Origin of the sequence: Pseudomonas sp. NPDC088444, from assembly GCF_044900175.1 — a bacterium.
GTDB lineage: Bacteria > Pseudomonadota > Gammaproteobacteria > Pseudomonadales > Pseudomonadaceae > Aquipseudomonas.
In genome coordinates this window covers 48,110-69,879 of sequence record NZ_JBJDNK010000012.1, presented here as the reverse complement: position 1 = coordinate 69,879, position 21,770 = coordinate 48,110, and the positions used below count along the sequence as shown (strand labels likewise).

Sequence of the window (21,770 nt, the reverse complement as noted above, 5' to 3'; positions counted from 1 at the left end):
ATTGAGTCGGGTTACCTGTGTTGTGGTGTGTCAGCCGACCGCGTGAAGTTCGTTGAGTCTGTGGATACCCGCAGTGCCGGTCATACCGTCCCAGTTGTCGCCGCGTCCTTCTCGCCAGCCGTTGATCCAGGCTTGACGTACCGACGGTAGAGTAAATGGGCAAAGCTCACGGGATTTTCCAGTTACGCCGTATTGATATCCGCGCGAAAAAGCTCTTTCCAACGGATCACGCTTAAGTCTTCTCATAGGGTGTTGCCCTCGTCTGTTGACTGTTATGTCCTTGGAGACCTCAGGTTGAGGTCGGGCAGAAATCTTCTGCCGTTTCGGTGCCCGCTGCCGGCGTCGCGGGCGTGTACCACCGTCGTTGCGTCGGTGGCCTGAGATGATTTCTAACCAATGCACCGGACGGTGTGAATGACCGTTTTGTCATAAGAACGTAACCGGTGGAACTTTAAGACCATAAGCGTTGAAGCGTTTCGAGTGTAATTTTTTCGCGAAGGCCCCTGATACGAGGGTCTTCATGCATTTTGCGACTCGTTCTCATGAACGGCTGATGGCTGATTGACGTCAGATTTAAAACGACGAAGGGTCAGTGATGTGACTTTTTATTACCGCCGTTGTCGTGCTGAATAGTGGTTTTTTAATATCAGTTTTCAATATCCATGTGCCTGTCGGAATGTTCTGACAGGCATTACTGCCGCTTTCGACTTGTATCGTTGCGGCGAATAGGCACAACCGGTGTGCCACGCAGGCGTTCTCCACGAAAGACGCCTGTTTTGAATCGGGCCGGACAATGCGTTGTCCCGCCACACAAGCCCAAGGCTCTGGAATCCTCATGTCGGACCGCTACGAACTCTTCCTCACCTGTCCCAAAGGCCTTGAAGGCCTGCTCGCCGAGGAAGCCACTGCGCTTGGCCTCGAAGACACCCGCGAACACACCTCGACCATTCGGGGCAGCGCCGACATGGAAACCGCCTATCGGCTGTGCCTGTGGTCGCGCCTGGCCAACCGGGTGCTGTTGGTGCTCAAGCGCTTCCCGATGAAGAATGCCGAGGACCTGTATCACGGCGTACACGACATCGATTGGGCGGACCATCTGGAACCGGACGGCACCCTGGCCGTGGAGTTCAGCGGCCATGGCTCGGGGATCGACAACACCCATTTCGGCGCGTTGAAAGTCAAGGACGCCATCGTCGACAAGCTGCGCACCCCTGACGGGGCGCGACCCTCCATCGACAAGCTCAACCCGGACCTGCGGGTTCATCTGCGTCTGGACCGGGGCGAGGCAATTCTCTCGCTGGACCTGTCCGGCCACAGCCTGCACCAGCGCGGCTATCGCTTGCAGCAGGGCGCCGCCCCGTTGAAAGAAAACCTCGCGGCTGCCGTACTCATTCGTTCCGGCTGGCCGCGCATCGCTGCCGAAGGCGGGGCGCTGGCTGACCCGATGTGCGGCGTGGGCACGTTCCTCGTCGAAGCGGCGATGATCGCCGCCGATATCGCGCCGAACCTCAAGCGCGAGCGTTGGGGCTTTTCGGCCTGGCTCGGTCACGTACCGGCGCTGTGGCGCAAGCTGCATGATGAAGCACTGGCCCGTGCCGAGGCGGGGCTTGCCAAGCCGCCGCTGTGGATTCGTGGTTACGAGGCCGATCCGCGTCTGATTCAGCCGGGGCGCAACAACGTCGAGCGCGCGGGGCTGTCGGAATGGATCAAGATTTATCAAGGCGAAGTCGCGACCTTCGAGCCGCGTCCGGACCAGAACCAGAAAGGCCTGGTGATCTGCAACCCGCCATACGGCGAGCGTCTGGGCGATGAAGCGAGCCTGTTGTACCTCTATCAGAACCTGGGCGAGCGTCTGCGTCAGGCCTGCCTGAACTGGGAAGCGGCAGTGTTCACTGGCGCGCCGGATCTGGGCAAGCGCATGGGCATCCGCAGCCACAAACAATACGCGTTCTGGAACGGCGCCTTGCCGTGCAAACTGCTGCTGATCAAGGTGCAACCGGATCAATTCGTGACCGGCGAGCGTCGTACCCCCGAACAACGTCAGGCCGAGCGTGAGCAGGCAGCCTACGACCAGCTGCCGGACGTGGCGCAGGAGCGCAAGCTCAACAAGAACGGCAACCCGATCAAGCCAGCCCCGGCCCCGGTGGTCGAGCAGCCGCGTTTGAGCGAAGGCGGGCAGATGTTCGCCAACCGCCTGCAAAAGAACGTCAAGGCCATGGGCAAGTGGGTCAAGCGCGAAGGTATCGATTGCTATCGCGTCTACGATGCCGACATGCCGGAGTACGCCATGGCCATCGACCTCTACCACGACTGGGTTCATGTTCAGGAGTATGCAGCGCCCAAGTCGGTCGACCCGGAAAAGGCCTCGATCCGCATGTTCGACGCGCTGGCGGCCATCCCCCAGGCGCTGAACATCGACAAGAGCCGCGTAATCGTCAAACGCCGCGAGCGCCAGAGCGGGACGAAGCAATACGAGCGTCAGAGCGCTCAGGGCAAGTTCAACGAGGTCAGCGAAGGCGGCATCAAGCTGCTGGTCAACCTGACCGATTACCTCGATACCGGTCTGTTCCTCGATCACCGCCCAATGCGTATGCGTATTCAGCGTGAAGCGGCAGGCAAGCGCTTCCTCAACCTGTTCTGCTACACGGCCACCGCCTCGGTGCACGCGGCCAAGGGCGGCGCGCGCAGCACCACCAGCGTCGACCTGTCCAAAACCTACCTGGATTGGGCACGTCGCAACCTGTCGCTCAACGGATTTTCGGACAAGAACCGTCTGGAACAGGGTGACGTGATGGCTTGGCTGGAAAGCAGCCGCGACGAGTACGACCTGATCTTCATCGACCCGCCGACCTTCTCCAACTCCAAGCGCATGGAAGGGGTGTTCGACGTGCAGCGTGATCAGGTGCAATTGATCGACCTGGCCATGGCGCGTCTGGCCAGCGGCGGCGTGCTGTATTTCTCCAACAACTTCCGCAAGTTCCAGTTGGAAGAGAACCTGTCGCAGCGCTACGCGGTCGAGGAAATCACTGCCCAGACCATCGATCCGGACTTCGCCCGCAATGGCAAGATTCACCGCGCCTGGAAGATCACCGCGCGTTGAGCCAGAAGCAAACCGCTTCAGAGCCGGCCGTTGACTGCGGCATCTGAAGCGGGCGACACGTAGCACTAGGCAAACTAATGGCGAATGGCTATAAGTGAAGTCTGGCCACGTGTCGCGGCAACACTGTGGCGCCTTGAGTGCTGTTTATGTCGTCTAACCGGACCCATGCCAAGATCCTTGGCCTGATCAGTGAAGACACCTCGTCCTGGGTGGTGGCCGCGCTTGTATTTTCCGCAGGCGCGATGCTGACGGCATTGCTGGCGCTGGCCAATGTCGAGGTGTATCAGCGTCAGCTGCGTCAGCGTTTCGAGTTGCTGGCGGCCGAGCGGGTCAGTCGTATTCAGGATCGCCTGGAAGGGCAAATTCGTCGCCTGGACGGCCTGCGCCGGTTCTTCGTCTATTCCGATGATGTCTCCGAAGAAGAATTCAACGGCTTCGCTCATCCGCTGCTGATCCTCACGCAAGCCTATTCCTGGGCGCCCAGACTGGCCGACGCCGAGCGCGCGCAGTTCGAGCGACAGGCCCGTGATGGCGGGCACGCCGATTATTCCGTTCGCGAACTCAAGGGTGACAGCGGGCTGGCGGTGGCGAGTGTGCGCCCGGTGTATTTTCCGGTGCGTTTTACCCAAAGCCGCAGCACCGTTCCATTGCCCTTGGGGTTTGACGTGAATTCTGAAAGCGTGCGCCGTACGACCTTGGAGCGGGCGTTGCGATCCGGTGGCATGGCCGCGTCTCCGCGCATGGAATTGGTGGGGCTGGAGTCTGAAAACCGCCAAGGGGTGCTGCTGGTGACGCCGGTGTTTCTGCGTGCCCAGGCAGGCATTGCCGAGCCGGGTGCGCTGAAGGGTTTCTTGATGGCGGTGATCAGCCTGCGCAAGATGATGACCGAAGGCTTGCCGCCCATCGAGCAGGACAACCTGGCGCTGACCCTTCAGGACATCACCTCGGCGCAGGAGCCTGAAGCGCTTTATCAATCGGACGCCGCGCCGGTCGACAGCGATCTGCTCATCACCAAGACCCTCAATTTTGCCGGTCGCAGTTATCAATTGCAGGTGCGGCCCACGGCGGTGTTCGTCGGCGCCAATCCGTCGTCCAACGACAGCGTGGTGATCCTAGGCGCGCTGCTCAGTTTCATGCTCAGCGCCTTGTTGTATGTCCTGATCAGCCAGCGGCAGCGCGCCATTCGGCTGGTCGAGCAGCGCACGCTGCAACTGCGCCAGCGCGAGCAACAACTGCGCAGTGCTCACAGTCAGTTGAGCAACGTGCTGGACGCCACGACGCAGGTGGCAATCATTGCCACTGATCTCAATGGTGTGATCACCACGTTCAACATCGGCGCCGAAAAGATGCTCGGCTACGACAGCGCCGACGTCTGCGGCATCCTGACGTTGCGCCAGTTGCACCTGCCGTCGGAGCTGGCGCAACATGTCTGCGAGCTGAGTCAGCGCTACGGGCGGCCGGTCGAAACCTGCGACGCGATGCTGGTCGAGGCGGTCGAGGAGCACAGCCATCAGGCCAACGACTGGACGTTCGTGCGCCATGACGGCAGCCACCTGCGGGTCAACATGCAAGTCAGCCCGGTGCTGGACGAGCACAACCAGTGGGTGGGCTATCTGGCGGTGTGCGTGGACATCACCGAGCGCAAGCGCGTGGAAGAGGAGTTGCGCACGATGTCGGTGACCGACGCGCTGACCGGGGTCTACAACCGGCGCTACTTTCAGGAACGCCTGCAAACCGAAATGCTGAGGGTGGAGCGACACGGCGGGACCTTCGCGGTGGTCATGCTCGATATCGATCACTTCAAGTGCATCAATGACCAGCTGGGCCACGCCGTGGGTGATCACGTGCTGCAAGCGATTTGTCAGCGGTTGTGTCATCGCCTGCGCCGCAGTGACGTGTTCTGTCGGCTCGGTGGCGAAGAGTTCATGGTCCTGTGTCCGGACACCGACGGCGATCAGGCCTACGCGCTGGCCGCCGAGCTGTGGGCGGCCTTGCGCGCCGAACCGGTGGATGGTGTGGGTCGGGTCACGGCCAGTTTCGGAATTGCCAGTTGGCGTGAAGGCGAGGGTGGCGATGCGTTGTTACTGCGCGCCGATTCCGGGGTCTACGCCGCAAAGATGGGTGGGCGAGACCGGATCGAACCTGAACTGCCCTGACTTTCATCAACGATGCAGGCCGCAAGCGGCCATGTGCCGTTGCCGCATGGCTCGCCTGCGGTGGCGTTCATGAAGTCGCCACCGCCGACAAGCGCAACGCCGCCCGGCCTTACGGCTACAGGGGGCGGCGGCGTGACTTACTCGTCATACCCCAGATTCGGCGCCAGCCAGCGTTCGGTCACGCGCATTTCCTGGCCTTTGCGGGCGTTGTAGCTTTCCACCTGGTCCTTGTCGACCTTGCCCACGGCGAAATATTGCGCCTGTGGGTGGGCGAAGTACCAGCCGCTGACCGCTGCCGCCGGGAACATCGCGTAGTGCTCGGTGAGGAACACGCCACTGATGCCGGGTTTGCCATCGCCCTGGGTCGGATCAAGCAGGTCGAACAGCACACCTTTCTCGGTATGGTCCGGGCAGGCCGGGTAGCCGGGGGCAGGGCGGATGCCGACGTATTGCTCCTTGATCAGCGCTTCGTTGTCCAGGTGCTCGTCCTTGGCATAACCCCAGTAGGTCTTGCGCACTTCTTGGTGCAGCCATTCGGCGCAGGCTTCGGCCAGGCGGTCGGCCAAGGCTTTGACCATGATCGCGTTGTAGTCGTCACCCTTGTCCTGATAGGCCTTGGCGACTTCCTCGGCACCAATGCCTGCTGTGGTGATGAAGCCGCCCACGTAGTCGGTCACGCCACTGTCTTTCGGCGCCACGAAGTCGGCCAGCGAGAAGTTCGGCTTGCCGTCAGTCTTGATGATCTGCTGGCGCAGGTGGTGCAGCTTCGCCAGCGGCTGGCCGTTGTCGTCAAGCAGTTGAATGTCGTCGTGATCGACCTGATGGGCCGGCCAGAAGCCAAATACGGCGCGGCTGCGAATCAGTTTTTCGTCGATCAGCTTGCGCAGCATTTCCTGAGCGTCCTGGAACAGCACGGTCGCCGCTTCGCCCACCACTTCGTCGGTGAGGATGCGCGGGTATTTGCCGGCCAGATCCCAGGAGATGAAGAACGGCGTCCAGTCGATGTAATCCACCAGCACGTTCAGGTCGATGTCTTCCAGCACTTTGGCGCCCGTGAAGGTCGGTTTGACCGGCGCATAGCTGGCCCAGTCGAATTGCGGCTTCTTGGCGATGGCGGCGCTGTAGCTCAAGCGCTCGGTTCGGGCGCTGCGGGCTGAGGTACGTTCGCGGACTTCGATGTATTCCGCGCGGGTTTTCTCGATGAAACCGGCTTTCAGGTCCTTGGACAGCAGTTGCGTGGCCACACCGACGGCGCGGGAGGCGTCGGTGACGTAAACCACTGCGTCGTTGCTGTATTTGGGCTCGATCTTCACCGCCGTGTGGGCTTTGGAGGTGGTCGCACCGCCGATCATCAACGGCAGGTGGAAGTCCTGGCGCTGCATTTCGCGGGCCACGTGCACCATCTCATCCAGCGACGGGGTGATCAGGCCGGACAGGCCGATGATGTCGCATTTCTCTTCCTTGGCCACTTGCAGGATTTTCTCCGCAGGCACCATGACGCCCAGGTCGACGATGTCGTAGCCGTTACAGCCCAGCACCACGCCGACGATGTTCTTGCCGATGTCGTGCACGTCGCCCTTCACCGTGGCCATGAGGATCTTGCCCTTGGCTTCCGGCTTATCGCCTTTTTCCGCTTCGATGAACGGAATCAAGTGCGCCACGGCCTGTTTCATCACGCGGGCGGATTTGACCACTTGCGGCAGGAACATCTTGCCCGAGCCGAACAGGTCGCCCACCACGTTCATGCCCGCCATCAACGGGCCTTCGATCACTTCGATCGGGCGTGCGAAGGTCAGGCGCGACGCCTCGGTGTCTTCGACGATGTGGGTGGTGATGCCCTTGACCAGCGCGTGCTTGAGACGCTCGTTGACCTCCCAGTTGCGCCACTCTTCGGTTTCCGCTTCCTTGACCGAGCCGTCGCCCTTGAACTCATCGGCGATGGCCAGCAGCACCTCGGTGCCGTCGTCAGTGCGATTGAGCACCACGTCTTCCACGGCGTCGCGCAGCTTGACCGGGATCTCGTCGTAGATTTCCAGCTGACCGGCGTTGACGATGCCCATCGTCAGGCCGTTGCGGATCGCGTGCAGCAGGAACACCGAGTGGATCGCTTCACGCACCGGGTTGTTGCCCCGGAACGAGAACGACACGTTGGACACGCCGCCGGAGGTCAGCGCGTAGGGCAGTTCGTCGCGGATGTAAGCACAGGCATTGATGAAGTCAACGGCGTAGTTGTCGTGCTCTTCGATGCCGGTCGCGATGGCGAAGATGTTCGGGTCGAAGATGATGTCTTCCGGCGGGAAGCCCACTTCATCGACCAAAATGTCGTAGGAGCGTTTGCAGATTTCCTTCTTGCGCGCTTCGGTGTCGGCCTGACCGGCTTCGTCGAAGGCCATCACCACCACCGCCGCGCCGTAGCGCTTGCACAGTTTGGCGTGATGGATGAACTGCTCGACGCCTTCTTTCATGCTGATCGAGTTGACGATGCCCTTGCCTTGAATGCACTTGAGGCCGGCTTCGATCACATCCCATTTCGAGGAGTCGATCATGATCGGCACGCGGGAGATGTCCGGTTCACCGGCAATCAGGTTGAGGAAGGTGATCATCGCCTTCTTCGAATCCAGCATGCCCTCGTCCATGTTGATGTCGATCACCTGGGCACCGGCTTCGACCTGTTGCAGGGCGACTTCCAGCGCTTCGGTGTAGTTGTCTTCACGGATCAGGCGGGCGAACTTGGCGGAACCGGTGATGTTGGTGCGCTCGCCGACGTTGACGAACAACGAGCTGCGATCAATGGTGAACGGCTCAAGGCCCGACAGGCGACAGGCTTTCGGGATGTCCGGAATGGCGCGCGGCGCGTACTTGGCCACGGCATTGGCGATGGCCTTGATGTGCGCAGGGGTGGTGCCGCAGCAACCGCCGACGATGTTGAGGAAGCCGCTCTGGGCGAATTCTTCGACGACCTTGGCCATCTCTGCTGGAGATTCGTCGTACTCACCGAATTCGTTCGGCAAACCGGCGTTCGGGTGAGCGGAGACCTGGGTGTCGGCTTTGTTCGACAGTTCTTCCAGGTACGGACGCAGTTCGCTGGCGCCGAGGGCGCAGTTCAGGCCCACGGAAATCGGCTTGGCGTGACGCACCGAGTTCCAGAATGCTTCGGTGGTCTGGCCGGAGAGGGTGCGGCCCGAGGCGTCGGTGATGGTGCCGGAGATCATGATCGGCAGCTCGAAACCGATTTCTTCGAACACGCCTTGCACGGCGAAGATCGCCGCCTTGGCGTTGAGGGTGTCGAAGATGGTTTCGATGAGAATCAGGTCCGCGCCGCCTTCGATCAGGCCCTTGGTGGCCTCGGTGTAGTTCTCCACCAGTTCATCGAAGGTGACGTTGCGGTAGCCGGGGTTGTTGACGTCAGGCGACAGCGAGCAGGTGCGGCTGGTCGGACCGAGTACGCCCGCGACGAAGCGCGGACGATCCGGGGTTTCCAAGGTCTTGGCGTCGGCGACCTGACGGGCCAGGCGCGCGCCTTCGACGTTCAGTTCGTACACCAGCGCTTCCATGCCGTAGTCGGCCTGAGACACCTGCGTGGCGTTGAAGGTGTTGGTTTCGAGAATGTCGGCGCCCGCGTCCAGGTACTCTTTTTCGATCGCGCCGATCACGTCGGGGCGGGTCAGCACCAGCAAATCGTTGTTGCCCTTGAGGTCGCTCGGCCAGTCAGCGAAGCGCTTGCCGCGGTAGTCTTCTTCCTCCAGACGAAAGCTCTGGATCATGGTGCCCATGCCGCCATCAAGGATCAGGATGCGCTCCTTGAGTGCTTGATGAAGTGCTTTAAGACGCGCGTTGCGATCTGACATAGGGCTACCCGGATGAAGAAAAACGAAAAAGGTGACGATGAAAGGTGCGAAATGATACCAAACCTGTACGCTTTTAAACCGTGGCGCGATTTAGATGAATTCTGTTCATGTTGATGGCCGCTCGCCACGGGTAGAATCGTTTCCGGTTTTTTCTCTTCAGGACGTCCGTTCCATGTTGCGTCGCGTGTTCGCCACAGCCTTGGCTGTTTTCTTTTGCGGTGCAGCGTTCGCGCAGTCACCCTTTGCGTCATCCACCATTCCCCATCCGGCCATTTCCTACAGCCGTGACATTCAACCGATCTTCACCGAGAAGTGTGTGGCCTGCCATGCCTGCAATGATGCGGCCTGCCAGTTGAATCTGGGCAGTGGCGAGGGTGTGTTGCGCGGGGCGTCCAAGGTGCCGGTGTATCAGGGCGAGCGCAGCAAGGCCATCGCCCCGACGCGGATTTTTTACGACGCCGAAGGCCCGGAAGAATGGCGCAAGAAGGGCTTCTATTCGGTGCTCGACGGCCAGAGCAATCAGGCGGCGCTGATGGCCCGCATGCTGGAATTCGGTCACAGCACCCCGCTGGTGCCCAACGCCAAGCTGCCGGATGACATCGTGCTGGGCCTCAATCGCGAGAACATGTGCCCACTGCCGCAAGAGTTCGACGGCTACGCTGCATCGCACCCGCGCCAAGGCATGCCGCTGGCGGTCACCGGGCTGACCGAGGCGCAATACAACACCCTGCAAAGCTGGCTGGCGGCAGGTGCACCGGTGGAGCAATCCCCGGTGCAGCCCAGTGCGGGCGAGGCGGCGCAAATCACCGAGTGGGAAAACCTGTTCAACCGTCCCGGCTCGACCGAGGCCCTGGTCGCCCGCTGGCTGTATGAGCACCTGTTCCTGGCCCACATCTATTTCACCGGTGGCGAACCGGGGCATTTCTTCCAGTGGGTGCGTTCGCGCACGCCAGGTGGCCAGCCGGTCGATCTGATCGCCACCCGCCGCCCCGATGATGACCCGGGCACCACCTTTTACTACCGCCTGATGCCAGTGCAAGGCGTCATCGTGCACAAGACCCACATCACTTACCCAATGGGGCCGGACAAGCTGGCGCGGGTCAAGCAACTGTTCTACAGCGGCGACTGGCATGCCACCGAACTGCCGGGCTACGGCCCGCAGCGCCGTGCGAACCCGTTCGACACCTTCAAGGAAATCCCGGCAGTGGCGCGTTACCAGTTCATGCTGGATAACGCCGAATACTTCGTGCGCACTTTCATTCGCGGGCCGGTATGCCGTGGCCAGATTGCCACCGACGTCATCCGCGACCACTTCTGGGCGCTGTTCCAGGAGCCGGCCCACGACCGCTACATCACCGATGCGGCGTACCGCGCCAAGGCCACGCCCTTGCTGGCGATGCCGGGGCAGAACGACGACGTGGGCAGCGTGCTGAGCCTATGGCTCGATTACCGCAACAAGCGCAACGCCTATGAAGACCTGCGCAGCGACGCCTATGCGCACATGCCGCCACCGGGCTGGGCCACGCTGTGGGCGGGCAACGACAATGCCTTGCTGACCATCTTCCGCCACTTCGACAGCGCGACCGTCAACAAAGGGCTGATTGGCGATTTGCCGACCACGGTCTGGCTGTTCGACTACCCGCTGCTGGAGCGCACCTATTACCAGCTGGTGGTGAACTTCGACGTCTACGGCAACGTCTCGCATCAGGTGCAGACCCGTCTGTATTTCGACCTGATCCGCAATGGCGCCGAGGTCAACTTCCTGCGCCTGATGCCGGCCGACAAGCGGGATGACATCTTGGGCAGCTGGTACCAGAACAGCGGCAAGGTGAAGATGTGGATGGACTATCAGGCCATCGACGACGACACGCCGACCGGCATGAAACTGGACGAGAAAGACCCCGAACGCGACTTCCAGCGCAAATTGATCGAGCGCGCCGGGACCCTCAACGTCGCGCCAGACCCGATCAACCGTTGCTCGGGTGCCTACTGCTCCAGACCGGGCATCGGACCAGTGTTCAGCGACGTGGAACAGGCACTGAGTCGTCTGGTGTCGCGCCCGGCGGCGGGGCTGAAAGTGATCAATCAACTGCCGGAGGCCACTCTGCTGCGGATTCAGGATGGCAACGGCAGACGGATCGTCTACAGCATGCTGCGCAACCGTGCCCACACCAACGTGGCGTTCTTGCTGGGCGAGGCATACCGCTATGAACCGGGGCTGGACAACCTGACCATCTATCCGGGCGTGCTGACCAGTTACCCGAACTTCATCTTCAACATTCCGGCCAATGACGTCAGCGCGTTTGTCGATGCGATGGAGAAAGCCCACGATCACAAGGACGCGTTCGAGAAAATCGTCGAGCGTTGGGGTGTTCGCCGTAGCAACCCGCAGTTCTGGATGTATTTCCATGATCTGGACCGCTACATTCAGGAGACCGAACCGCAGGAGGCGGGGGTGTTGGATATGAATCGGTATGAGAACCTTTAAGCGGAGCTATTGACTGTACGTGGTCACCTTGTGGGAGCCGGCTTGCTGGCGAACGCGTTGGATCAGAGACGAATGAGTCAACTGACAGAATGCATTCGCCAACAAGCCGACTTCCACAAGATTTGTGTCTGCCAGTACATAGCGCTCGCTCCTGTCTATACGGGTCAAACCCCGAAAACCCTTATAGAACATGGCCTGCAGCCATTATGCAGCCCGTCAGTCCCCGCGAACCTTTTGCCAAACACCGACTCGGACCCTGTGAGTCGCCCGTCGATGCCAGGCCTTTTTTGAGGCCCGGAATGTGGGTCAAAACGGTGTAAGCAAGAGGTTGCAGATGTTGATTTCGGTTCAAGCCCTGCGGGCACTCGCCGCGTGGGTCGTTGTGTGTCACCACTTCATGCAGATTTTTTTCGACTTCCATCCCAGCGGCCCGATTGGCCGCTTTTTTACCGAGAAAGGCGCCGTGGGCGTCGACATCTTCTTCGTCATCAGCGGCCTGGTGATCTACCTGTCCACCGTGGACAAGGACATTCCCGCCGGGCGCTTCATGCTCAATCGCATCATCCGGATCGTCCCGGCGTACTGGCTATACACGCTGGTGATGGGGCTGTTGGTGGTGGTCGCTCATCCACTGTTGCCCCATCAAGTGGTGGACTGGCAAAGCTTCATTCTCTCGTTGTTGTTCATCCCTTCGGAAAACCCCGGCGGTTATGGGTTGTACCCCACGCTGAACGTCGGCTGGACGCTGAACTACGAAATGCTGTTCTACGTGCTGTTTTCGATGGTGTTCCTGTTCCAGCAACGCTTGCGTCCGCTGATCATCGCCGCCGCGTTGTTTGCGGTGACGGACGTACTGGGGCGTTCAGGGCTGGTCAGTCGGTTCTACGCCAACGACATCGTGTATGAATTCCTGCTCGGTATTGGCGTCGGGGTCATGTATCGCCGTGGCTGGATCACCGAGCGGCTGTGGTTGCCGCTGTTGGCCATCGGCGGCGCGCTGCTGGCGATCAAGCAATTGCCACCCGACATCCGCATCATCAACTGGGGCTTGCCGAGCGCGGTGATCGTGGTGGCGTGTATTTCACTGGAACCGTACTTGCGTGGCAGCAAATTGCTGAAAACCATGGGCGACTGTTCGTACTCGGTCTACCTGCTGCACGTGCTGGTGTTATACGGCGGCTGGCTGGCGAGCGAACGTTATCGCCTGAATCCGTACGTCGCGTTTGCGGTCTGCGTGCCAGTGATCGCGCTGGGCGCCTGGCTGAGTTACGAATGGATCGAGAAGGGGCTGTACCGGCGCATGAAAGGCTGGCTGGACAATCGGCGGGCGGCGAAGGAAGAAGCGGCACTGTCCTGAGGTTTTCTATCGGGGTTATTACCCGAGTGAATTACTAGGACTTTGTCAGTTGCCATGGAATGGCGTAAACTCCGCCCCACGTCTGCGAGGAATTTTCATGACCGCTATTACTATTACCGATGCCGCCCACGATTACCTGGCCGATCTGCTGCAAAAGCAGAACACCCCCGGCATCGGCATCCGCGTGTTTATTACCCAACCTGGCACCCAATACGCTGAAACCTGTATTGCTTACTGCAAGCCGGGCGAAGAAAAACCGGAAGACAAGGCCATCGGCCTGAAGAGCTTCACCGCCTGGATCGACTCGTTCAGCGAAGCCTTCCTGGAAGACGCGGTGGTGGATTACGCCACGGACCGCATGGGCGGTCAACTGACGATCAAGGCACCGAACGCCAAAGTGCCCATGGTCAGCGCCGACAGCCCGATCAACGAGCGCATCAATTACTACCTGCAGACCGAGATCAACCCCGGTCTGGCAAGCCACGGCGGGCAGGTCACGCTGATCGACGTGGTCGAGGAAGACGACCAGAACATCGCCGTGCTGCAATTCGGTGGTGGTTGCCAAGGCTGCGGTCAGGCCGACGTGACCCTCAAGGAAGGCATCGAGCGTACTCTGCTTGAGCGCATCCCGGAGCTGTCGGGCGTGCGTGACGTGACCGACCACACGCAGAAAGAGAACGCTTACTACTAAGCGCTTCTGTTTCAGCAAAAAGCCCCGAATTTTCGGGGCTTTTTTGTGAGGCCCAGGATCCGGCGCGCGTTAATTGTGGGAGCCGGCTTGCTGGCGAATGCGGTGTATCAGTGACTTGGAGGTGGCTGACACTCCGCTTTCGCCAGCAAGCCGGCTCCCACAGGGTGTACGTCATGCTCAAGGGCGGAATATGTGGGCATGACCCGCCCGATACAACGACGACTCCCCAAACACATCATTCCCCAGCACGCGTCCGACCAGAATCAATGCCGTGCGACGAAAGCCTTTGTTCCGCACCTTCTCCTCAATATCAGCCAACGTCCCCAGCGCCCAGTCCTGATCCGGCCAACTGGCGCGATGGATCACCGCAATCGGGCAATCCACGCCGTAGTGTGGGGTCAGTTCGGCGACGATCTTACCCAGATGGTTGACCCCCAGGTGAATCGCCATGGTCGCTTTATGCCGCGCCAGTTCGTGCAGTTCTTCGCCTTCGGGCATGGCCGTCTTATCGGCGTAGCGGGTCAGGATCACACTCTGAGAGATATCCGGCAGGGTCAGTTCAGTGCCGAGCAGGGCTGCGCACGCTGCCGTCGCAGTGACGCCGGGGATGATCTCGAACGGGATGCTCAGCTCACGCAGGCAGCGAATTTGTTCACCGATGGCGCCATACAGGCTCGGATCGCCCGAGTGCACACGAGCGACATCCTGGCCTTTTGCATGAGCGGATTTCATCAAGGCGATGATCTGTTCCAAGTGCAATTCGGCGCTGTTGACCACTTGCAGCGCGTGATGCCCCTCAAGCACGGCTTCCGGAACCAGCGATCCTGCATAGATGATCACCGGACAATTGCGAATCAGACGCTGACCTTTGACGGTGATCAGGTCAGGGTCGCCGGGACCTGCGCCGATGAAGAAGACAGTCATTAGAACTCCGGAGTTCAGAACGGGTGATGGCCTGTGGGAGTGCGTTTAAAAAGGGATAACCAAACCATCAAAGGGTGCGCAAGCTACCGGCCAGGGCGAATGTGGCGCGCGAACTGTTGCGCCGTTCAATCATCAATGTGGCAGCGCCGTCACCCAACTGAGCCGCCAGCGCCAGCGCCGCGCTTTCCGCGACGCCGTAACACCCCGTGTTATCGAAAGCGATCTGCGAGCGATGACTCAACCGAGGCTCGAACACTGCCAACTGCTCAGCGCTGAAAAAAGTCAGTGGCAACGCCAGTTGTTCAGCCAGCTCCAGCAACCCGGCCTCATTCGACTTGCTGTCAATGGAGGCCAGGGCGGTGATGTCGGACAGGGCCAGTCGATGCTCCAGCAGCGTCACCTCGATCAGTCCCATCAGCACCGAAACCGGACAGCCGCTTTGGCAACCCAGGCCGATCACGAGGATCGGCCGCTGACGGCCTGCACTCATACGGCGTGATTGAGGCCGGCTTGGGTTTGGCGTGCATCGTAACGACGGAACAACCAGGCGCTGATCAGGCCCATGGCGATCCAGAACACAGCGTTGGTGAGTTGAGAAGCGATCTTGAACTGCGCTTCCAGTGCTTCAGGCGCCAAAGCCGAATGCACCGCGGGTTGTGGCGCACCGATCAGATGGGGCACCACCAGAATCGCTGCCCCCAACACTTTCAGCAGCGCGTTGTGAGCGAACACGATCAGCGCCAGCCCCACGGCGGTCGAGGCGGCGGTGCCAATCCACCAGGTCTGTCGAAGCGTCAGGTCGGCAGCCGCAGTGCCCGGCAGCTCTGGCGGCAGACCCAGGGTGGGCGCCAGCACGAACACCGCATAACCGGCCAGCCCCCACAATGCGCCCTGACGCACGCTGCCCGGCGCGCGCAAGGTATAGAGGGCCGCCAGCATCAGCGAGAAACCAACCGCGACCACCAGGTTGCCACCCGTGGTAGACAGCACGCGCTGCCAGCCATCTTCTGGCTCCCAGGCTTCTTCGTCGTGGACGTGGCCGACCATGGCTCCGTCGGCGTGTTCGTGCATTTCGGCCGCCGGGGCCTTTTCATAGGTCTCGGCCTGAAGAATCAGCGGCGCGACCCAGAAGCTTTGCAGCAGGGTCAGCAGGAGGGCGGCGAGCAATCCGGTGAATCCGGCCGTTTGAGCGATGCGCTTGAACATGACGGCAGGCCTCAGTGGCAAGGGAAAGCGGCGCTGTGACGGGTGTCGTGCGCGGCGTTGTGCACGGCGGCAATGTGCGAGAAACCGGCGAAGTAGACCAGACACGCGCCGAGAATCATCGCGCTGATCGCGGCGGTCAGGCGCTGGGTCTGAGTCTGGGTGGTGCTGGCGGTATGGCTGGTTGTGCTGATCGACATGGCGCTTCCCTTGATATCGAGGCGTGGGGAAGGCGCAAGCAGGCCACTGACGAACGTCGGTCGCGAACTCAACAGCGCCCGCCCACCGCGGGTTTGTTAGGTGTCAATTGTCGGGCCGGTCTCCGGGCTTGCGAGGGGCATTGAACATGCCTGCAAGAATCGCCTTCCCATATCGCTGACCGACACAGTGGATCTGACTCTTCGCTCGCTTACCGTTGCGGGGGCAGCGCCGGACTTGCGCAGATTCAAGGTCTGCACGCACCGGTTTCCCGTTTCACCCTGTGAAGGGCACCCGTAACAAGGCGTGTAGGAGAGCATGGCGAAGGGCGGTAGTCAATTACGGCTGCCGATTCGATGCCGCCCCGCTAGCCACTCGCCCGGGCTGTTGCTCAGCCAACACCCGACACACAGATTGTCGCCCCCGAGGCTCTGTTTCGTCCCTGAGCCCCGTATTTACGGGCGTTCAAACCCGGCATGCCTCGTGCAATGGCCCTGTTCCCGGACTAGAGGCATCAGGACCCATGCGAGAACCCGCCCCGTATTTGCGACTCCCCGGCAGCCGATCACGGTCGCTGCTCAAGACCCCGCCCATTGTGGGCATCGCTGCGTTGTGTGGCCTGTTGATCGGTTGCGGCCAAGGCACGTCCACCGTGGCGCGCAGTGACAAGCCCGTCAGTGGCGGCACGCTGGTGTACGCCACTGATCGCGAACCCACCTGCCTCGATCCTCATGTGGCGGGCGACATGCCGCAGGTGTTCATCGGGCAGCAGTATCTGGATTCGTTGGTATCGATGGACGCCGACGGGCGCATCGGCCCGTGGCTGGCCACATCGTGGGAGGTTTCGGACGACGGCCTGACTTACACCTTCCATTTACGCAATGACGTGCATTTCACCGACGGCACGCCGTTCAACGCGGCGGCGGTCAAGGCCAACCTCGATCACATGGCCAACCCGAAAACCCAGTCGAGCACGGCGGGCGGTTACATCCGCCAGTACCGCAGCACCGATGTGATCGATGATCAGACCGCTGTGGTTCATCTGGCCACGCCTTACGCGGCGTTTCTGGAGGTGTTGGCGCAAGGATTTCTCGGCATTGAATCGCCCACAGCGTTGCAGCGCCCGCGGGACGTGAACTGTGAAAGCCCGGTCGGCAGTGGCCCGTTCAAGGTGGTGCGCTGGGATCGGCAGAGCCAGGTCGAACTGGTGCGCAACCCGGATTACAACTGGGCGCCGCCGACGGCCAAACATCAGGGACCGGCGTGGCTGGATCGCATCGTCTGGAAGTTCATTCAGGAGCCGTCGGTACGCTTTGCCTCGTTGCAGGCGGGCGAGGTGGACGTGATCGAGGCGCTGCCGCCGGAATCCCACGAAGCGGCCCGACGCAATCCGGACCTGCAACTGATCATCGCTCAGCGCCCCGGCAACCCTACCAACGGCACGCTGAACATCACCCGCGCGCCGTTCGATGATCTGCGGGTGCGTGAAGCATTCGTGCGCAGCGCCGACATCGAAGGCGCGCTGAAGAGCGTGTACTTCAACGAGTTTCCAAGGGCGGGCGGTCCGCTGAGCCCGGCGACGCGTTTCTATAGCCCGGACTTCCAGCATGCGCAGGATTACGACCCGGCCAAGGCCGCGCAGTTGCTGGATCAGGCGGGTTGGACCGGCCGGGACAGCGACGGCTATCGGACCAAGGACGGCAAGCGCCTGCAAGTCCATGTGGTGATGGGCAACCGCACACCCCCTTCGGAATTCACCCTGTGGGAGCAGGTCCAGGCCACCACTCGACAAGCCGGTTTCGAGCTGATCGTCGAACAGATGAGTGACGTGCAAGCCACCAAACGCCAGGCGGACTGGGATTACGACATTCGTCTGGGCTACTGGAACACCAACACCGCTGACGTGCTGCGGATCATCTTCGGCAGCGAATTCATTCGTCCGGCAGGCGTGGGTGGCTATCACCAGAACACCGCCGGTTTCAGCGATCCGGCCTTCGATGCGTTGATTCAGCAGGCCCTGGCCACCCAGGACCCGGATCAGCGTCGGGCGTTGTACTACAAGGCCCAGCAGATCGCGTCGAGCCAATACCTGCAACTGACCACCTACCCGCAAAGCACACGGCTGGGCATCTACAAGACCACGCAAGGTGTGCGTCTGGAGACCTCGCTGGCGGTGACTTACCTCTACGACGCCTGGGTGAACAAATGACACACGCAGTCTTGAGCAATGAACTGAGCAGCCCCCGGCGCGAGCGGCTGCACAAACTGGGACGGCGGGCGTTATGGCGCCTGGCGGGGGGCATTCTGGTGTTGTGGGCCGTGGCAACGCTGACCTTCTTCGCCTTGCGCCTGATGCCGGGTGATCCGGTGCTGGCCATTCTGGGTGGCCCCAGCGGCAACCCGACCCCGGAGGCCATTGCTGAAGCCACCCGTGAATACGGCCTCGACAAGCCGCTGGCGGTGCAATACGGCCTGTACTTGGGTCGCTTGGTGCAGGGCGATCTCGGCGTGTCCTATTCCCAGCATTTGCCGGTGACACGCGTGCTGGCCGAGCAATCCTGGCCGACCCTGGAACTGACGTTCAGCTCGTTGGCGCTGGCGTGGTTGCTGGTACTGGCATTGACGGTGCTGACCGCCGGGCGTCGTCGCTGGGTGGGCAGCCTGGCGTCGCTGGCGGAAACCCTGTCCGCCGCATTGCCGCATTTCTGGCTTGGCATTCTGCTGCTGGCGGTGTTTGCCTTTGGCTTGCGCTGGTTTCCTCCGGCGGGCAGCGACGGCTGGCGCACGCTGGTGCTGCCGTCCTTCGCGCTGGCGATTCCGCTGGCGGGCTTCATCGCTCAGGTCACCCGCGAGTCGCTGGACCTGACCCTCGATCAACCCTTCGTGCTCACGGCCAGAACCCGGGGCATGAGCGACATCAAGGTGCGCTTCAAGCACGCGTTGCGCCACGCGGTACTGCCCGGCATTTCGCTGTCGGGCTGGGCCATCGGTGCGCTGATCAGCGGGGCGGTGGTGATCGAAGTGATCTTTTCCCGCAAGGGCCTCGGGCGTCAGTTGTATCAGGCCGTACAGGCCCAGGACTTGCCATTGACCATCGGCATCAGCCTGGTGGTCGCCGCCGGTTACGTGCTGGCCAACATCCTCGTCGACCTGCTGTACCTCTGGGTCGACCCACGCCAACAGGGACAAGCGTGATGAGTGAACTGACATTGAATACGCCGCTGCCCGCCGTTCGTGTGCAACGTACCGCGCGTAAGCTGCGGCCGGGGCCATTGCTGGCCATTTCCTTTCTGCTGCTGGTGATTGTCGCGGCCATCGTGCCGCAGCTATTCGCCCACAGCGACCCGCTGGCCATCGTGCCTCGCGACGCGTTCCACCCACCGAGCCGGGCGCACTGGTTCGGCACCGATCAATCCGGGCGCGACATCTTTTCTCGGGTTATTCATGGTACTCGCCAGTCGCTGTTCATCGGTCTGGCGGCCACGGCGATTGCGATGAGCATCGCCATCGTTCTCGGCCTGCTCGGCGGTCTCGGCGGGGCGCGCCTCGACCGGGGCGTAGGCTGGTTGCTGGAGGTGCTGTTTGCCTTTCCGAGCCTGATTCTGGCGCTGCTGTTCGTGGCGATTTTCGGCAGTGGCATCGGCCCGCTGATCGTTGCCACGGGATTGGGCGGTGCGCCGGGGTATGCGCGGATGGTGCGTGGTCAGGTCCTCGCTGTGCGTAACGCCGGTTACATCGAGTCGGCCAAGGCGCTGGGGCACCCGACAGGGCGCATCATCGCCCGGCAACTGCTGCCCAACGCCATGCGGCCTTTGATCGTGACCCTGACCATGGGCGTCGGTCAGGCCATCGTCTGGGCGTCGGCCTTGAGCTTTCTGGGGCTGGGCGCTCGTCCCCCGGCGCCGGAATGGGGAACCATGCTGTCCATGGGCCGTGACTTCATCGCCAACGCTTGGTGGCTGACGTTCTTCCCCGGCCTGTTCATCGTGCTGACCACGTTGTCGACCACGGTCGCCGGTCGCTATCTGCAACAACGTCTGGAGGGCCGCCTGTCATGAGCGAGCAGAAACGTTTGATCGTCGAAGGGCTGTCCATCGAGTTCGCCGGGCAGTCGGTGGTGCGCAACCTGTCCTTCACCCTTGAGCCGGGCCAAACCCTGGCGCTGGTGGGCGAATCCGGTTCGGGCAAAAGCGTCACCGCCCGCAGCCTGATCGGATTGGCGGGTGAGGGCGCCCGTATCACTGTGCGCAGGCTGAGTTACGCCGGGCAGGACCTGCTGAACCTGTCGGAGCGTGGCTGGCGCGACCTGCGCGGCAAAGACATCGGCTTTGTGTTGCAGGATGCGCTGGTGTCGCTGGACCCGCTGCGTCCCGTGGGCAAAGAAATCCTGGAAGTGCTGGAAACCCACCGCTGGGGAGATCGCGCCAGCCGCGCAGAACGGGTCATTGAACTGCTGGAAACCGTGGGCGTGCCCGAACCGCGCTTGCGTGCCCGTCAGCGCCCTGATCAGCTTTCCGGCGGCTTGCGTCAGCGCGCTTTGATCGCCAGCGCGTTGGCCTTGAACCCGGGGTTGGTCATCGCCGACGAGCCGACCACGGCACTGGATGCCACGGTGCAGGCGCAGATTCTTGAAGTGCTGCAACAGATCAAGGCGCGAGGCGATTCGCTGCTGATCATCAGTCATGACCTGGCGGTGGTGGCGCAACTGGCCGATGAGGTGCTGGTGTTGCGCCACGGGGATGTGGTCGAGCAGGGGCCGACGGATCAGGTGCTGCGCAATCCACGTCACGCGTACACCCGTTCGTTGCTCGATGCTGTGCCCGCCGAACATGCGCGAGGCACCCGGTTGTCGCCAGATGGCGGGCAACAGCCAGTCGCGCGGCGTTCGGCATCCGATGCGCCCGTGCTGCTCAAGGCCGAAGGTCTGGGCAAGCGCTACGTCGGCCCGGACCAACAAGTTCGGCAGGTGGTCGACGGCGTCGGCTTTGAACTGCGCGCGGGACGCACGTTGGGCATCGTCGGAGAGTCCGGTTCCGGCAAAACCACTGTGGCGCGTATCGCCCTGGGCTTGCTGGAGCCTGATGCCGGTGCCGTACAGTTTCTCGACATCCCGTGGTCGGTGGCGGGCAAGGGGCGCGTCGAAGAGCGGACTCGGCGCCTGCACCGTCGCGACATCAGCGTGATCTATCAGGACCCGCTCAGTTCGTTCGACCCGCGCTGGAGCGTAGGGCAGATTCTGGCGGACGCACTGGACGTGGCGGGCGTGCCCTTCGTGCAACAACGCCCACGCATCGCGCAACTGCTGCATCAAGTGCGCTTGCCCGTCGAACTCTCGACCCGTCGTCCGCTGCAACTGTCCGGTGGTCAACGACAGCGCGTGGCCATTGCCCGGGCGATTGCCAGCAACCCGAAAGTGATCATTTGCGACGAGCCGGTCTCGGCGCTGGACGTGTCCGTGCAGGCGCAGGTGCTGGACCTGCTCGCCGACTTGCAGGCGTCACTGGGGCTGGCCTACCTGTTCATCTCCCACGATCTGGGGGTGATTCGCCACGTCAGCGACGAGGTGCTGGTCATGCGCCACGGCAAGGTGGTGGAAAGCGCCGCCGTCGAAGCGCTGTTCGACCATCCGCAACACGAATACACCCGTCGTCTGCTGGGCGCCGTGCCGCGCCTGCCAGGTGCGGCGACCCCTTTGGTCGTCCCGCCGCTGGAACCGGAGAGCGAGGTGCTGCTCTTCGACGAATCTCGGCTGTGGAAGATCGCCATTTAGGTTCGCTTTCGGAACGTCGCCTTCAGAACTTTTTT

Annotated in this window: 15 protein-coding genes and 1 riboswitch; of the genes, 9 read left to right on the top strand and 6 right to left on the bottom strand. The window is 61.7% G+C overall.

The features are described from left to right. Positions 1-30: 30 nt before the first annotated feature. Positions 31-246, bottom strand: a complete 216-nt coding sequence (gene rmf, locus ACI2KB_RS22730) for a ribosome modulation factor (RefSeq protein ID WP_010223328.1) — start codon at positions 244-246, stop codon at positions 31-33. 589 nt (positions 247-835) lie between these two features. Between rmf and rlmKL the strand changes: the two genes are divergently transcribed. Together rlmKL and ACI2KB_RS22720 are read left to right on the top strand one after the other, a co-directional pair. Beyond that, positions 836-3,100, top strand: a complete 2,265-nt coding sequence (gene rlmKL / locus ACI2KB_RS22725) for a bifunctional 23S rRNA (guanine(2069)-N(7))-methyltransferase RlmK/23S rRNA (guanine(2445)-N(2))-methyltransferase RlmL (protein WP_404638180.1) — start codon at positions 836-838, stop codon at positions 3,098-3,100. 146 nt (positions 3,101-3,246) lie between these two features. Continuing rightward, positions 3,247-5,256: a diguanylate cyclase gene (locus tag ACI2KB_RS22720; RefSeq protein WP_404638178.1), complete on the top strand. Its 2,010-nt coding sequence runs from the start codon at positions 3,247-3,249 to the stop codon at positions 5,254-5,256. Between the two features lie 137 nt (positions 5,257-5,393). Here the strand turns inward: ACI2KB_RS22720 and metH are convergent, their stop codons facing one another. Further along, positions 5,394-9,104, bottom strand: coding sequence for a methionine synthase (gene metH / locus ACI2KB_RS22715; RefSeq protein ID WP_404638176.1), 3,711 nt, complete (start codon positions 9,102-9,104; stop codon positions 5,394-5,396). A gap of 172 nt (positions 9,105-9,276) precedes the next feature. Between metH and ACI2KB_RS22710 the strand changes: the two genes are divergently transcribed. The 3 genes from ACI2KB_RS22710 to nfuA all read left to right on the top strand — a co-directional run bounded on the left by ACI2KB_RS22710 (position 9,277) and on the right by nfuA (position 13,640). Continuing rightward, positions 9,277-11,592: a fatty acid cis/trans isomerase gene (locus tag ACI2KB_RS22710; protein WP_404638174.1), complete on the top strand. Its 2,316-nt coding sequence runs from the start codon at positions 9,277-9,279 to the stop codon at positions 11,590-11,592. 334 nt (positions 11,593-11,926) lie between these two features. Beyond that, positions 11,927-12,949: an acyltransferase family protein gene (locus tag ACI2KB_RS22705; RefSeq protein ID WP_404638172.1), complete on the top strand. Its 1,023-nt coding sequence runs from the start codon at positions 11,927-11,929 to the stop codon at positions 12,947-12,949. Positions 12,950-13,046: 97 nt separating this feature from the next. Beyond that, on the top strand, positions 13,047-13,640 hold the full coding sequence (gene nfuA, locus ACI2KB_RS22700) for a Fe-S biogenesis protein NfuA (RefSeq protein WP_404638170.1): 594 nt from the start codon (positions 13,047-13,049) through the stop codon (positions 13,638-13,640). 177 nt (positions 13,641-13,817) lie between these two features. Here nfuA and cobM read toward each other — a convergent pair whose 3' ends face one another. The 4 genes from cobM to ACI2KB_RS22680 all read right to left on the bottom strand — a co-directional run bounded on the left by cobM (position 13,818) and on the right by ACI2KB_RS22680 (position 15,967). Beyond that, positions 13,818-14,564 carry a precorrin-4 C(11)-methyltransferase gene (gene cobM / locus ACI2KB_RS22695; RefSeq protein ID WP_404638168.1) on the bottom strand — a complete coding sequence of 249 codons (747 nt, stop codon included), beginning with the start codon at positions 14,562-14,564 and terminating at the stop codon, positions 13,818-13,820. Between the two features lie 67 nt (positions 14,565-14,631). Beyond that, positions 14,632-15,054 carry a cobalamin biosynthesis protein gene (locus tag ACI2KB_RS22690; protein ID WP_404638166.1) on the bottom strand — a complete coding sequence of 141 codons (423 nt, stop codon included), beginning with the start codon at positions 15,052-15,054 and terminating at the stop codon, positions 14,632-14,634. Next, positions 15,051-15,770: a CbtA family protein gene (locus tag ACI2KB_RS22685; protein ID WP_404638164.1), complete on the bottom strand. Its 720-nt coding sequence runs from the start codon at positions 15,768-15,770 to the stop codon at positions 15,051-15,053. The genes ACI2KB_RS22690 and ACI2KB_RS22685 overlap by 4 nt, the downstream gene beginning before the upstream one ends. Positions 15,771-15,781: 11 nt before the next feature. Next, positions 15,782-15,967, bottom strand: coding sequence for a CbtB-domain containing protein (locus tag ACI2KB_RS22680; protein WP_404638162.1), 186 nt, complete (start codon positions 15,965-15,967; stop codon positions 15,782-15,784). A 95-nt stretch (positions 15,968-16,062) separates the two neighbouring features. Further along, a riboswitch (cobalamin riboswitch) is annotated at positions 16,063-16,278 on the bottom strand. A gap of 210 nt (positions 16,279-16,488) precedes the next feature. On the opposite strand from ACI2KB_RS22680, the gene ACI2KB_RS22675 reads away from it, so the two are divergent. Genes ACI2KB_RS22675 through ACI2KB_RS22660 form a run of 4 tightly spaced genes read left to right on the top strand, consistent with a single transcriptional unit; the run spans position 16,489 to position 21,735 of the window. Then, on the top strand, positions 16,489-18,174 hold the full coding sequence (locus ACI2KB_RS22675) for an ABC transporter substrate-binding protein (RefSeq protein ID WP_404638160.1): 1,686 nt from the start codon (positions 16,489-16,491) through the stop codon (positions 18,172-18,174). Next, positions 18,171-19,160 (top strand): ABC transporter permease, encoded by a 990-nt coding sequence (locus tag ACI2KB_RS22670; RefSeq protein WP_404638158.1) that lies wholly within the window; start codon positions 18,171-18,173, stop codon positions 19,158-19,160. The genes ACI2KB_RS22675 and ACI2KB_RS22670 overlap by 4 nt, the downstream gene beginning before the upstream one ends. After that, complete coding sequence (locus ACI2KB_RS22665) at positions 19,160-20,023, top strand: ABC transporter permease (protein ID WP_404638156.1); 864 nt, start codon at positions 19,160-19,162, stop codon at positions 20,021-20,023. The genes ACI2KB_RS22670 and ACI2KB_RS22665 overlap by 1 nt, the downstream gene beginning before the upstream one ends. Then, complete coding sequence (locus ACI2KB_RS22660) at positions 20,020-21,735, top strand: dipeptide ABC transporter ATP-binding protein (protein ID WP_404638154.1); 1,716 nt, start codon at positions 20,020-20,022, stop codon at positions 21,733-21,735. Before ACI2KB_RS22665 ends, ACI2KB_RS22660 begins: the two co-directional genes overlap by 4 nt. The last annotated feature ends 35 nt before the right edge of the window (positions 21,736-21,770 follow it).

Bases quoted from the DNA above. Each gene is read 5' to 3' on its own strand.
- rmf (WP_010223328.1), bottom strand. From the start codon at position 246: ATGAGAAGACTTAAGCGTGATCCGTTGGAAAGAGCTTTTTCGCGCGGA.
- rlmKL (WP_404638180.1), top strand. From the start codon at position 836: ATGTCGGACCGCTACGAACTCTTCCTCACCTGTCCCAAAGGCCTTGAA.
- ACI2KB_RS22675 (WP_404638160.1), top strand. From the start codon at position 16,489: ATGCGAGAACCCGCCCCGTATTTGCGACTCCCCGGCAGCCGATCACGG.
- ACI2KB_RS22680 (WP_404638162.1), bottom strand. From the start codon at position 15,967: ATGTCGATCAGCACAACCAGCCATACCGCCAGCACCACCCAGACTCAG.
- ACI2KB_RS22720 (WP_404638178.1), top strand. From the start codon at position 3,247: ATGTCGTCTAACCGGACCCATGCCAAGATCCTTGGCCTGATCAGTGAA.
- ACI2KB_RS22665 (WP_404638156.1), top strand. From the start codon at position 19,160: ATGAGTGAACTGACATTGAATACGCCGCTGCCCGCCGTTCGTGTGCAA.
- nfuA (WP_404638170.1), top strand. From the start codon at position 13,047: ATGACCGCTATTACTATTACCGATGCCGCCCACGATTACCTGGCCGAT.
- ACI2KB_RS22670 (WP_404638158.1), top strand. From the start codon at position 18,171: ATGACACACGCAGTCTTGAGCAATGAACTGAGCAGCCCCCGGCGCGAG.
- metH (WP_404638176.1), bottom strand. From the start codon at position 9,104: ATGTCAGATCGCAACGCGCGTCTTAAAGCACTTCATCAAGCACTCAAG.
- ACI2KB_RS22685 (WP_404638164.1), bottom strand. From the start codon at position 15,770: ATGTTCAAGCGCATCGCTCAAACGGCCGGATTCACCGGATTGCTCGCC.
- ACI2KB_RS22710 (WP_404638174.1), top strand. From the start codon at position 9,277: ATGTTGCGTCGCGTGTTCGCCACAGCCTTGGCTGTTTTCTTTTGCGGT.
- cobM (WP_404638168.1), bottom strand. From the start codon at position 14,564: ATGACTGTCTTCTTCATCGGCGCAGGTCCCGGCGACCCTGACCTGATC.
- ACI2KB_RS22660 (WP_404638154.1), top strand. From the start codon at position 20,020: ATGAGCGAGCAGAAACGTTTGATCGTCGAAGGGCTGTCCATCGAGTTC.
- ACI2KB_RS22705 (WP_404638172.1), top strand. From the start codon at position 11,927: ATGTTGATTTCGGTTCAAGCCCTGCGGGCACTCGCCGCGTGGGTCGTT.
- ACI2KB_RS22690 (WP_404638166.1), bottom strand. From the start codon at position 15,054: ATGAGTGCAGGCCGTCAGCGGCCGATCCTCGTGATCGGCCTGGGTTGC.